The organism is Anaeromyxobacter sp. PSR-1, from assembly GCF_000964525.1.
In the GTDB taxonomy this organism is placed as follows: domain Bacteria; phylum Myxococcota; class Myxococcia; order Myxococcales; family Anaeromyxobacteraceae; genus Anaeromyxobacter.
In genome coordinates this window covers 1-12,473 of record NZ_BAZG01000021.1, presented here as the reverse complement: position 1 = coordinate 12,473, position 12,473 = coordinate 1, and the positions used below count along the sequence as shown (strand labels likewise).

Annotated in this window: 12 protein-coding genes; all 12 read right to left on the bottom strand. The window is 74.1% G+C overall.

Annotated elements, in window-relative coordinates:
- Positions 1–122: 122 nt before the first annotated feature.
- Positions 123–1,094 (bottom strand): riboflavin biosynthesis protein RibF, encoded by a 972-nt coding sequence (gene ribF, locus PSR1_RS05875; protein WP_059436693.1) that lies wholly within the window; start codon positions 1,092–1,094, stop codon positions 123–125.
- A gap of 73 nt (positions 1,095–1,167) precedes the next feature.
- Positions 1,168–1,572 carry a cytidine deaminase gene (locus tag PSR1_RS05870; protein ID WP_059436692.1) on the bottom strand — a complete coding sequence of 135 codons (405 nt, stop codon included), beginning with the start codon at positions 1,570–1,572 and terminating at the stop codon, positions 1,168–1,170.
- A 4-nt stretch (positions 1,573–1,576) separates the two neighbouring features.
- Positions 1,577–1,930, bottom strand: a complete 354-nt coding sequence (locus PSR1_RS05865) for a PilZ domain-containing protein (protein ID WP_059436691.1) — start codon at positions 1,928–1,930, stop codon at positions 1,577–1,579.
- Between the two features lie 46 nt (positions 1,931–1,976).
- Positions 1,977–2,825: a purine-nucleoside phosphorylase gene (locus PSR1_RS05860; protein ID WP_059436690.1), complete on the bottom strand. Its 849-nt coding sequence runs from the start codon at positions 2,823–2,825 to the stop codon at positions 1,977–1,979.
- On the bottom strand, positions 2,822–4,129 hold the full coding sequence (locus PSR1_RS05855; RefSeq protein WP_059436689.1) for a thymidine phosphorylase: 1,308 nt from the start codon (positions 4,127–4,129) through the stop codon (positions 2,822–2,824). Before PSR1_RS05855 ends, PSR1_RS05860 begins: the two co-directional genes overlap by 4 nt.
- Before the next feature lie 67 nt (positions 4,130–4,196).
- Positions 4,197–4,922 (bottom strand): class I SAM-dependent methyltransferase, encoded by a 726-nt coding sequence (locus PSR1_RS05850; RefSeq protein WP_059436688.1) that lies wholly within the window; start codon positions 4,920–4,922, stop codon positions 4,197–4,199.
- Positions 4,923–5,020: 98 nt separating this feature from the next.
- Positions 5,021–6,373, bottom strand: coding sequence for a glycosyltransferase family 1 protein (locus tag PSR1_RS05845; protein WP_059436687.1), 1,353 nt, complete (start codon positions 6,371–6,373; stop codon positions 5,021–5,023).
- 156 nt (positions 6,374–6,529) lie between these two features.
- Positions 6,530–7,642 (bottom strand): glycosyltransferase family 1 protein, encoded by a 1,113-nt coding sequence (locus PSR1_RS05840; protein ID WP_059436686.1) that lies wholly within the window; start codon positions 7,640–7,642, stop codon positions 6,530–6,532.
- Positions 7,643–7,676: 34 nt separating this feature from the next.
- A complete protein-coding gene (locus tag PSR1_RS05835) occupies positions 7,677–8,060 on the bottom strand; it encodes a PleD family two-component system response regulator (RefSeq protein WP_059436685.1) in 384 nt (127 codons plus the stop codon).
- A gap of 36 nt (positions 8,061–8,096) precedes the next feature.
- Entirely contained in the window at positions 8,097–9,599 is a 1,503-nt protein-coding gene (locus tag PSR1_RS05830; protein ID WP_059436684.1) for a CheR family methyltransferase, read from the bottom strand.
- The gene (cheB, locus tag PSR1_RS05825) at positions 9,596–10,621 is read right to left on the bottom strand and encodes a chemotaxis-specific protein-glutamate methyltransferase CheB (protein ID WP_059436713.1); all 1,026 of its coding nucleotides are present in this window, start codon (positions 10,619–10,621) and stop codon (positions 9,596–9,598) included. Before cheB ends, PSR1_RS05830 begins: the two co-directional genes overlap by 4 nt.
- Positions 10,618–12,473: hybrid sensor histidine kinase/response regulator (locus tag PSR1_RS05820; protein ID WP_237757833.1), on the bottom strand; the 1,856-nt coding region annotated here is incomplete at its 5' end. The genes PSR1_RS05820 and cheB, both read right to left, overlap by 4 nt.

The window sequence follows — 12,473 nt, the reverse complement described above, 5'->3', positions numbered from 1 at the left end:
GCCCAGCGACCTTAACAGGCGCTTCCTGGGAGGGTCAAGGAACGGGCCAGGTCGAAGCCCGCGATTTGCAAGGAGAAAGCGCCGCCGTCCCTACATCGGCGCCGCCCGTTGCCGGGCGCGGCTCAGCCCGCGAGCACGCGGCGCGCCGCCTCGACGTCGCGCGCGATCTGCGCGCGCAGCGCCTCCACCGACGGGAAGCGCCGCTCGTCGCGCAGGCGGGCCAGGAAGGCGAGCCGGATGGGCGTGCCGTAGAGGTCCCGGCCGTCGAAGTCGAACAGGTGCGCCTCGGCGACCGGTGACGCCCCCGACTCCACGGTGGGTTTCACGCCCACGTTGCACACGCCGCCGTGGACCGAGGCGCCGGACAGGCCGGTCTCGCGGCGCACGCCGCCCAGCTCCGCGCGGACCACGTAGACGCCGTTCGCGGGGAGCAGGCCCGTGGTCGCCACGTTCGCGGTGGGAAACCCGAAGCCGCGCCCGCGCCCGGCCCCGCGCGCCACCTCGCCGTCGAGATCGTAGGGCCGCGTCAGCAGCTGCGCGGCGGCCTCCACGTTCCCCTCGCGCAGGAACTCGCGGACCTTGGTGGACGAGACCACCAGGCCGTCCACCGTGACCGGGTCCACCACGTGGAGCGAGATGCCGTGGCGCTCCAGCAGCGGACGGAGCGCGTCCACGCGGGCGCGGTCGCGGCCGGCGGTGAAGTCCCAGCCGACCACCACGTCGGCCACCTCGAGCCGGCCGGCCAGGTCGCGCGCCGCGAACTCGGCCGCGGGCGTGCCGGCGTAGCCGAGGTCGAACGGCTGGACCACCGCGGCGTCGAGCCCGAGGCCGGCGAGCAGCTCGAGCTTGCGCGGCAGCGGCGTGATCACGCGCGGGGCGAGCTGCGGCCGGAGCACGCGGACCGGGTGCGGCTCGAAGGTGAGCACGCCGGCGTTGCGGCCGCGCGAGGCGGCCCAGGCGCGCGCCACCTCGGCGAGCTTCTGGTGGCCGAGGTGGACGCCGTCGAAGTTCCCGATCGCGATCGCGCCGCCGCGGAGCACGCCGGCGGCGGCCGCCTGCTCGGGGGAGCGGAAGACCTGCACGCCGCCGTTCATAGGGCCGGGGCCCCGCGGCGTCAATCGCGCGGGCGTGCGGCCGTTCGCCCGCGCCGGCGCGCCGGGCCCCGGGCTACAGGAACCGGCGCCCGAAGGCGCTGGGGAGCAGCGCGCCCAGGGTGGTCTCGACGCGGGCGCCGCGCGCGCCGGCGAGCACCACCGGGAGGCCCGGCCCGCCGAACTCGGCGAGCGTCTGGAGGCAGGCGCCGCAGGGCGGCGTCGGGGGGCTCGTGCCGCTCGCCACCACCACCGCGTCCAGCCGCCGGGCCCCTGCGGCCACCGCGGCGGCGACCGCGGCGCGCTCGGCGCAGACGGTCAGGCCATAGCTCGCGTTCTCGACGTTGCACCCCGCGTGAACGGCCTCGCCGGCGCGCACCGCCGCCCCCACCTTGAAGCGCGAGTACGGGGCGTAGGCCCGCCCGCGCGCGGCGCGCGCGGCGCGGACGAGCTCGTCGTGGGGCCGGGACCGGGGCGCCACGCGCTCAGGCCTGCTGGAGGAAGCGCGCGATGGCGAGCTCCGCGTCGAGCGGGATCTCCACGAAGCGCAGGTGCGTGCCGAAGCGGCCGTCCTCGCGCGTGACCCCCAGCACCTCGGCGACCGCGCGGATCTCGTCGCCGTGGCCGGGCAGGATGAACCGCAGCTCGAACCGGCTGCCCTCGGGCGGGTGGAGGCCGTCGAAGTACACGCCGCCCAGCGCCAGGTTGCCCCGGCGCGGCTCGAAGGAGCCGCCCAGCGCGGCGTCGCGCACCAGCAGCTCCACCGGCACCCGGCCGCTGTCGCGTCGATCCGCCTCCGGCGTCACCGTCGGTCCACCTGCCGCGTTCGGCTCACGCATGCGCTTCACCTCGGGATCGCGAGGCTAGCAGCGCCCGGCGGCGCCATCAACGCCCGGCCCGTGCGAGGAACGCCGACACCAGCGCCCCCAGCCGGTCCCTGACGCGGTCCGCGGTCGCGGCCACCTCCGCGTGCGTCAGCGGCTTTCGCACCAGCCCGGCGGCGTGGTTCGTCACCACCGACAGCCCCGCCACCGGCACGCCCATGTGGCGCGCGGCGATCACCTCCGGGACGGTGGACATGCCCACCAGGTCCGCGCCGAGCGCGCGGAGCATGCGCACCTCGGCGGGCGTCTCGTACGAGGGCCCGAGCATGCAGGCGTACACCCCGCGGGCCAGCGGGAACCCGAGCTCCGCCGCGCTCGCGTCGAGCAGCGCGCCCAGCCGCTCGTCGTACGCCTCGGACAGGTCCGGGAACCGCGGCCCGAGCCGGTCCAGGTTCTCGCCGACCAGCGGGTTCTGGCCGGAGAGGTTCAGGTGATCCGTGATGCGCACCAGGTCGCCCGGGCCGAGCGCGGGGTTCACCCCGCCGGCCGCGTTGGTGACGAGCAGCGCGCGGACGCCGAGGCCGCACAGCACCCGGGCGCCGAAGGCGACGTCCTCCGGCGACCAGCCCTCGTACGCGTGCACCCGCCCCTGCATGGCGGCGATGGGCACCGGGCCGCCCTCCGCGTCCAGCTCCCCGAGCACCAGCCGCCCGGGGTGGCCCACCACCTTGGAGACCGGAAAGCCCGGGATGCGCTCGTACGGGATGATCACCGGGTGCTGCAGGCGCTCGGCGAACGCGGACAGGCCCGAGCCCAGGATGACGCCGGCGACGGGGGCGGCCTCGGCCTGGCCGCGCACCCAGGCGAGCGCGTAGGAGAGCCGGGTGGAGAGATCGGCGCGGCGGGTCATGCCATCCTCTCGAGGAACAGGGGCGCGGCCGGGGGTGCGGCCGGGCCGATCCGGTACGCGCCGGCGAGCCGGGCGGCGATGCGCTCGCGCGGCTCGCTCCGCGGGCCGTGGTGGACGACGCAGAGCGGCTCGCCGCGCTCGACGCGGTCACCGAGCTTCCGCTCGACGAGGATGCCCACCGCCGGATCGACCGGGTCCTCCACCCGGGCGCGCCCGGCGCCGAGCGCGACGGCGGCGAGCCCCACCGCCTCGGTGTCCACCGCCTGCACGAAGCCCGCGGCGGGCGCGGGGACCGGGTAGGTGCCGGCGGCGCGCGGCAGCCGCGAGGGGTCGCGGATGACGGCGACGTCGCCGCCCTGCGCCGCGACGATCTCCTCCAGCTTCGCGAGCCCGCTCCCGTCGGCGATGGCGCGCTCCACCGCCGCGCGCGCCGCGGCGAGCTCGGCCGCGACGCCGCCGGCGAGCAGCATCTCCGCGGTGAGCTCGACCGTGACCGCCCGCAGGTCCGCGGGCCCGCCGCCGCGCAGCAGCTCGACCACCTCCGCGACCTCCAGCGCGTTGCCCACCGCGCGGCCGAGCGGCTGGTCCATCGCGGTGAGCAGCGCGGTGACGCGCTTGCCCATCCCGCGCCCGATGGCCGCGAGCGTGCGCGCCAGCGCCCGCGCGTCCTCCGGCCGCTTCATGAACGCGCCCGAGCCGACCTTCACGTCCAGCACGAGCGCGTCGATCCCCTCGGCCAGCTTCTTCGACATGATCGAGGCGGCGATGAGCGGGATCGACTCCACCGTGGCGGTCACGTCGCGGAGCGCGTACAGCTTGCGGTCCGCCGGCGCGAGGCGCGCGGTCTGGCCGACGAGGCAGGCGCCCACCTCGCGCACCAGCGCGCGGAAGCGCTCCACCGGCAGGTCCACCCGGAACCCGGGGATCGCCTCCAGCTTGTCGAGCGTGCCGCCGGTGTGGCCCAGGCCGCGCCCGGAGATCATCGGCACCTTCACGCCGCAGGCGGCCGCGAGCGGCGCCAGCGCGAGCGAGACCTTGTCGCCCACGCCGCCGGTGGAGTGCTTGTCCACCTTGGCGCCCGGGACGTCGGAGAGGTCGAGCACGTCGCCGGAGCGGAGCATCGCCTCGGTGAGCGCGCGCACCTCGCCGTCGTCCATGCCGCGGAAGAACACCGCCATGCAGAACGCCGCCATCTGGTAGTCGGGCACCTCGCCGCGGGTGAACCCGTCCACCAGCGCCGCGATGGCGTCCGCGGGCAGGGGCCTGCCGTCGCGCTTCGCGTGGATGATCTCGTAGGCGCGCATCCCGGACTCTACTTTCTCGCCCGCTACGTGAACCCTGCGTCCATCGCGCGCAGCCATCGATGCTGGACTAGCATCCGCGGCTGACCCAGTAACGGTAGGAGATCCAGGCATGGCCGGCCGAGTCGTCCGGTTCGAACGCCAGCATCATCCCGCCAGCTGCTCGGATCACTCGCTCCACGGGCCGCCGCCGTAGACCGTACATCTCCATGATCGGCTCTGCGCGAATTCTGGCTATCACCCGCGCCACGGAACGCTCCAACGGGCGCCAAAGTGCACGCGGCAACCGCATTCGCGCTGGAATCTGGAACACCAGAAGCCCCCCCGGGCGGAGCACGCGCACAAGTTCGGCGAGGTAGGCGCGCGCCGCGGCCGGCGGCACGTGCTGAAGCACGATGTTGGAGTAAGCGAAGTCGAACGTACCGTCCGGGAACAGGCGAAGGTCCGGAACGGTGTTCTGGTGGTAAGCACAGCGATCGCCGAACGCGTTCAGGCGGCGCGCCTGCTCGACCATGCCGGACGCGATGTCCACTCCATCGCAGCGCTCGAAGTGAGCGCAGAGCGCCTGCGTGAGGCGACCCACCCCGCAGCCAAAATCGAGCGCACGCTCACGGCGGGCGGGGCGCCCGAGCTCGGCGGCGCGCGCCATCACGCGTTCTATCTCGACCCGCCCGCTCGCCAGGAACTCGTCCAGATCCCACCGCCCCCCCTTCCTTGCGGGGTCGGTCAAGATGGCCCAGAGGGGGTCGCTACGGGCCAGCGTCTCCCAGCTTCGCCTCACGTCCTCGAGCGCCATGGCGCCGGATTAGACCATGGAAATGGATCGCCTCCACGGAGACGAAGCGGGATTTCCCGTGACCTCCGCCGAAGTCCACGCCGGGGTTGGCGCGCCCCTCAGCGAGCCGTCGCCCTCGGGCTGCGGGCCACACCGCTCGCTGGTCTCGGTGCCCGTCGCGGCCGATCCATGGCCTCGGCGAACACGCGCAGGTACGCGCGAGCCGTCTTGCGCCAGTCGAATACCCGGGGGACCCGATCCGCCGCGAGAGCCGCCTGCGCCAGCGCGCCAGGCCGGTCGCCGAGGACGGACTCCAGCTCCCGCGCGAGCGCCGCGCTGTCCCTTGGATCGAACATGCGTGCCACCCCACCAAGCAGGTGATCCTGCTCGCGCAGGGGGGGAATTGCCGCGAGCAAGGTCGGGCATCCTGCGCGCATGGCTTCCAGCCCCGGCAGGCCAAAGCCTTCATAGAGAGAGGGGAGCACGAACGCGCTGGCGAGCCTGTACAAGCACTCGAGCTCGTCGTCCGAGACGAAGCCGAGGGCGTGATAGTCGCGCCCGTGAACGAACCCGAGTCGTCCGAGGGTGCTGCGGACCTGCTCGACGTATGGCCGGGCCCATCCTGATGCGGGCACACTGCTGCCCAGCTTCTCGGCGTTGGGCCCCACGAAGACGACGGGCACGGACGTTCCGTGGGAGCGCAGGGCGCTCATCGCTTCGATGAGCGCCAGCTGATTCTTGTGGGGAGCCACCCACCCTGCCATGAGCACGAACCGATCCGGCAGGTTGCGAGTCCGCCGAACCGCGTCCAGCGCTTCGGCCGACGGGGGACGCGCCACTGCGTCGACGCCCAGGCGGACGACCTCGGTTCGACCCGCATGCTCGGGGTAGTACTGACGAAGCTCGTCGCGAACGGATTCGCTCGTGAGCAGGAGGCGATCGGCCCGGGCGAGCCATGCCTTCATGTGGCGTTCGGTCACCCATCGCACCGGATCCGCCTTGCCGAGGAAGTGCTTGAAGTTGAAGTCCGCGGGAGTCGTGACCACGGGGATGGCGACGCGCGGTACGGCCATGCCGAGCGGCCAGGTGAAGTATGCCACGTCGAATCGTTCGCACACCTCCGCGATGCACGGGCCGGGATCGCCCGCCCGGGCCCGCCACACTCGCGGGCCGAGCCTCCGGAGCGCCAGAAAGGGAAGCCTCGCCGCAAGGCTCCTTCTCGGTGTCACGAGTGAGTTCAGCGTGCGACCCAGCCGCGTGCGCTCCCCGAGCCACTCGACATGCACGTTCGGAGCAACCAGCGCGCTTGGCCATTCGCACCGGAGCCCGGCGGAGTTGTGGCGAGCAAGCAGGAGCGTGATGTCCCACTCGCGTGCTTCCGGGAGCTCGATGAGAGCGCCGATGAGGCCGTGGAGCACCCTCTCGACGCCGCCGGCGCTCATGACGTGATCGACGATGAGCAGTCTTCGCATTCACCTTGCCTCATGAGACCAGCACCACGCGGCGGACGACATGACGGCTGCTCACGCCGACGACGATCCGGCCGCACGCGGCGGGGCGAGTCGAGCAAGAGGGAGCGTCGACATGGAGGCGCGCCAAGCGCCGCGACTTCGCGACGCCCCTACAGCTTACCACGAGGTCACTCGGGGCAACGCGCGCTTCGCAGCATCGCGCATCTGGTGCACGGTCATGCCCGCGACCTCGAACCACGTCGCGGGGACCCGCGTCAACGGAAGCGGGCCGGCCTCGAGGGCAGCCGCCAGCTGCTCCGGATCCTCGAAATCGATACGCAGCGCCTCCGGAACGCCGATCTCCTCGAAGACTTCGAGTCGGGACGTGACTACCGAGACCCCGAGGCGCGCCGCCTCGAGCACGGGCAGGCCGAATCCCTCGTGCATGCTCGGGAACACGACCGCTCGCGCGCCGACGTAGATCGCCTCGACGTGAGCGGGGGGAACAAAGCCGAGATGAACGACGTCGTCGGCGATCCCGAGCGCGCGCGCCAAGCGCGCGAGGGCCCGCCAGTGCGCCGTCTGCTGTCCGGTAAGGACCAAGCGCTCGCGCAGCCGCCCAGCCTTCCGCAAGGCCGCGTAGGATCGAAAGAGAGTCGCGTGCGCTTTGTGCGGCCAGGTTGCCGCCGGATAGTAGAGGTACGGCCCTGTTGCGCCGGCCCACGCCTGCGGCCGCTGGAGCGGCGCCGGCCGAGCCCCGTGCGGAACGACGGCTACGATGGCCGGATCCACCTGACACCTCTGCAGCAGCTCGCGGCGTGTGACGCCGGAGATGGCAATGATGCCTGCCGCGGACTTCAGGCTCCGTGCGTAGACGCGGGCCCGGAACGCTCTATCGAGCGGAGAGATCTGCTCGGGATGCGTGACGTGCAGCAGATCATGAACGGTGACGACAGCCCGCACGCCGGATCGCGCTGGAAAGATCGACTGCTGCGGAAAGAGAACCGCGTCCGCGTCGAGTCGCGCAAACGCTCGCTCGATTGCGCGCGCTCGCCAGGGAGTGAATGCCTCCGCCAACCGCGCGGATACCAGCGCTGCGTCGGTCTCCGCGACTTCAACCTGGTCCGTGCCTGGCGCATCGATCGACGCCAGCCCGGCGGCAGACCCGACAAGCGTCACCCGGTCATCACCGGCCGCTGCCGCGACGTGCCGCAGGAGCTCGCGCAAATACGTCTCGGTGCCCCCCACGCGCCCTGGCCTGAAGGACAGGAGGCTCACCGCGAATCGCATGACGGGTCACCGCCCAATGACGCGTACCAGGTTCTCACCAGATGATCGACTCGACCAGCTCGTCCACCATGTCCCCGAGCCGCTCGATGCCGTGCGACTTGGAGAGGAAGCCGTCGGCGCCGGCCTGCTCGGCGATGGGCTCGAGCTCCTCGTCGGTCTTCGAGCTGAACAGGATGATGGGGATCTTCTCGGTGTGGAAGTCCTGCTTCAGCACGCGCACGATGTCCTTGCCCGAGATGTCCGGCATCATGAGGTCGGTGAGGATCACCTCGGGCTGGAACCCGTCCAGCTGCGCCTGGAACTCCAGCAGGTTGGAGGCGGTCGCGACGCGGTAGCCGCGGTCCTCGAGCACGGCCTTCTCCATCTCGAGCGTGATCGCCGAGTCGTCGAGCAGGAGGATGCGCTTCTTCTCGGCCATGTCGGTTCGCCTCCCGCCGGGAGCTCCGGTCCGCCGCTACAGGGCGGCCAGCGCGTACTCGGCCGCGCGCGCGAACGCGCTGCCGTCCTCGGGGATGTCCGGATAGTACCCCAGGAACGCCTGCGCCCGTCCGTCGGGGCGGCGCCGGTAGGCCTCCAGGGCGTTGCGGTACGCCAGCCGGGCCCGCACCACGTCCCGCTGCGCCTCGCGGCAGCGGCCCAGGTAGTAGTGGCCGAGCGCGAGATCGGGGTCGAGGAACAGCGCGCGCGAGAGCTCCAGCGCGGCCCCCTCGGCGTCGCCGCCCGAGAGCAGGTGGATCCCGTAGAACAGGTGCGCCTCGGCGCTGAGCGGCTCGAGCGCGAGCGCGGCCTCGTAGCTGGCGCGGGCCCGGTCCGGCTGGCGCAGCACGCCGTACAGGTTCGCGAGCGTGAGGCGCGCGGCCAGGTCGTCGCCGCCCTTCTCCAGCAGCCGCTCCAGCAGCTCGCGCGCGGCGCCGAACCGGCCGTCCGCGAACAGCGCCACGGCGGCGTCCAGGTACTCCTGCGGCGCGAGGGGCAGCGGCTCGGGATCGGGCGCGGGCGCCGAGGGCCGCGCGGCGGGCGGCGGCGCGAACGCGAGGTGGCGCACCGGCGGCGGCGCCGCCGGCATCTGCACCAGGTGCGGGCGGGACGGCGGCGGCAGCGGGGCGGACGGGCCGGCGCGGGTCGGCGCCTCGGGGCGGCGGTACAGGAACGCGCCGGACACCTCGGTCAGCTCGAACCCGTCGAACAGGCGGAACAGCGACTCCGAGTAACCCAGGAACAGGTAGCCGCCGGGCGCCAGCGCCTCGTGGAACTGCGCCAGCACCGCCTGCGTGGTGGGCGTGTCGAAATAGATGATGACGTTGCGGCAGAACACGACGTCCCAGCCGCCCTCGGCCGGGCGCGGGAACGCGGACGACACCAGGTTGTGCGGACGGATGGCGCGCAGGTACCGGCGCAGGCCGGCGCGCACGTGGAACGCGTCGCCGTCCCGGTCGAAGTGCCGGCCGAGGAAGTGCGGGGGGATCTCGCGGACGCGCCGGGGCTCGTAGGCGCCGCGCGCCGCGAACGCGACCGCCTCGGGGTTCACGTCGGTGGCGAGGATCTCGACGTCGTCCGGGCTGGCCCCGGCCTCGGAGGCGGCCATCGCGATCGAGTACGGCTCCTCGCCCGTGGCGCAGCCGGCGGACCAGATGGCCACGCGCCGGCCGCCGGAGCGTGCGCGCTCGAGCAGGCCCGGCAGGATCGCGTCGAGCGCCCGGAACTGCCGCTCGTCGCGGAAGAAGCTGGTCTTGCCCACCGTGACGAGCGGCAGCAGGCGCCGCAGCTCCTCGTCGCCGGCGCCCGAGCGGAGCAGCGCGAGGTACGCGCCGGAGTCGGCCACCGCGGCGAGGGCCTCGAGGCGCGCCGCCACGGCGATGCGCAGCGCGGAGTGGCCCTCGCGGCGCACGTGGAGCCCGACGCGCTCCTTGAGCAGCGCGGCCAGGTCCAGCAGGTGCTCGGACGCGACGGGCTTCACCGCGCCAGCTCCCGGAGCGCGCGCGGGATCTCGTCCACCGGCAGCACCCGGTCCACCGCCCCGAGCTCCACCGCGGCGCGCGCCATCCCGAACACCGCGCTGGTGGCCTCGTCCTGCGCCAGCGTGGGACCGCCCGCGTCCTTGATGACGCGCAGCCCCTCGGCGCCGTCCCGGCCCATGCCGGTGAGCAGCACGCCGCAGCAGCGGCGCCCGTACTGCCGCGCCGCGGAGGTGAACAGCGGCGTCACCGAGGGGCGGAACGTGTCCACCGGCGGGGCGTCGGAGAGCCGCGCCACCCCGTCGCCCAGGACCAGGTGGCGCCCGGTCGGCGCGATGATCACCCGGCCGGCGCGCAGCGGCTCGCCGTCGCGCGCCTCGCGCACGTCGAGGCGCGACTCCTGCGCGAGCCAGCCGGCGAGGCCGGCGGTGAAGCCGTCGGCGATGTGCTGGACCACCGCGATGGGCGCGGCGAAGTCGGGCGGGAGGCCGCGGAGCACCGCCGCCAGAGCGCGGGGGCCGCCCAGCGAGGCGCCGATCACCACCACCTCGACGCGGGCGGCGCGGGCCGGCGCGGCGTCGCGGCGCTCCCGCAGGCCGCGCAGGTGGCGGATCACCTTCACGCCGGCGAGCAGCCGCAGCCGCGAGCGGATGAGCCGGCCGTACTCGCCCAGGTCGGCGCTCGCCGACGGCTTCTCCAGGATGTCGAGCGCGCCCAGCGAGAGGGCGCGGAAGCCCGCCGCCTCGGTGGGGTTCGCGGTGAGCACCAGGATGGGCGTGGGCGTCTCCGCCATGATCCGCGCGATGCCCGAGTAGCCGTCGGCGTCGGGCATGTGCAGGTCCATGGTGACGACGTCGGGCCGCAGCGCGCGGGTCATGGCCGCCGCCGCGTCGCCGTCGGCCGCGACCGCCGCCACCTCGAAGCCCGGCTCGGCCGCGACGACGCGCGCGAGCAGCTCGCGGAACAGCTCCGAGTCGTCGGCGACCAGCACGCGGATGGGCCGGTCCACCGCGGCCAGGCTCACGTGGGGACCCCGCACAGCCGCTCGAGCGTGACCGCGAGGCTCTCCGCGTCGAGCTCGCCCTTCACCAGGTACGCGTCGGCGCCGGCGTCCACGCCCCGCCGCCGCTCCTCGGGCGCGGAGAGCGAGGACATGATCACGATGGGCAGCTTCACGAAGCGCGGCGTCGCCTTCACCCGGCGGGTGAGGTCGATGCCGTCGAGCACCGGCATCTGCACGTCGGTGACGAGCAGGTGGTACTGGCCGTTCTGCAGCCGCGCCCAGCCGTCCTCGCCGTCCACCGCCTCGTCCACCTCGTGGCCGAGCGAGCGGAGCAGCGCGGCCTCGGCCTCGCGCGCGATGGCGCTGTCGTCCACCAGCAGGATCCGGAGCCGGCGGCGGTCGCGCCCGCGGGTCATGGCGGGCGAGGCGAGCCGGCGCGCGGCGTTCACCAGGTCCGGGGTGGAGAGCAGCACCGCCACGCGCCCGTCCTCCAGCGCCGCGGCGCCGGTGACGAAGCGCATGCCCTTCAGGAACGCGCCCGGGGCCTTCACCGCCACCTCGCGCTCGCCGTGCAGGCCGTCCACCACCACCGCCGCGCCCTCGGAGCCGTGGCTCACGTACACGACCATGGGGCGCTGCGCGCGCGGGCCGCCGTTCAGCGAGAGCAGCGGCCCGAGCGCCACCACCGGCATGAGCCGGTTGCGGTAGCGCACCGCGCGGATGCCGGCCACCTCGGTGGTGTCCCTGGGGTCGAGCCGGCCCACGCTGTCCACGTCCACCGCCGGGACGCCGTAGACGTCGTCGTCGATGCGGACCAGCAGGACCTTCATGAGCGACAGCGACTGCGGCATGCGCAGCGTGAAGCGCGTGCCCTTGCCCGGGCTCGACTCCACCGTCACCGACCCGCCCAGCGCGGTCACGCGCTTGCGGACCACGTCGAGCCCCACCCCGCGGCCGCTGGTCTCGCCGGCCTGCTCGCGGGTGGAGAACCCGGGGGTGAAGATGAGGTCCAGGGCGGCGCGCGAGGAGAGGCTCGCCGCCTGCTGCTCGCCGATGAGCCCCTTGCGCAGCGCCGCGGCGCGCACCGTGGCCGGGGTGATGCCGCGCCCGTCGTCGTCCACCGTCACCGCGAGCAGGTCGCCGTCGGTCCGTGCCGAGATGGTGATGCGCCCCACCCGCGGCTTCCCGGCGCGCTCGCGCTCGTCGGGCGCCTCGACGCCGTGGTCCACCGAGTTGCGCACCAGGTGGACGAGCGGGTCGTTCAGCGAGAGCAGGATGGACTTGTCCACCCCGGTCTCGGCGCCGCGCACCACGCACTCGACCTCCTTGGCCTGCTCGTGCGCCATGTCGCGCACCGCCCGCGGGAAGCCGGCCAGCACGCCGGAGAGCGGGATGAGGCGGGCCTCGCCGATGCGCTCGGAGAGCTGGCCCAGCTGCGCGTGCGCGCTGGAGGCGGCCTCCGAGTGGACGCGCGCGAAGCGGAAGGTGTCGGAGCGGAGCAGGTGGACGTCGCCCTCGATCTGCTCGACGAGCTTCGCGGTGCGCGGGTCGCGCACGCGCTCGGCGAGCGCGACGACGCGGTCGGAGATGCGCGCCCAGCGGGCGAACAGGCCGACCAGGTCCCTGGAGCGGCGCATCGCGCGCGCGCCCTCGACCATCACGTCGCCGGCGAGCGCGGCGATCTCGTCGAGGCGATCCACGTCCACGCGGATGGACGCGGCCGGCTTGTCCCCGCGCAGCTCGGCGCGCGGCGCCTCCTCGACGTGGGGGACGCCGGCCCGGCGGCGGGGCGGGCTCGGCGGGCTCGGCCGGCGGCGCGGACGCGGGCGCCGGGGCCGGAGCCGGCGCGGCGGGTGCGGCGGCGGCCGCGGCG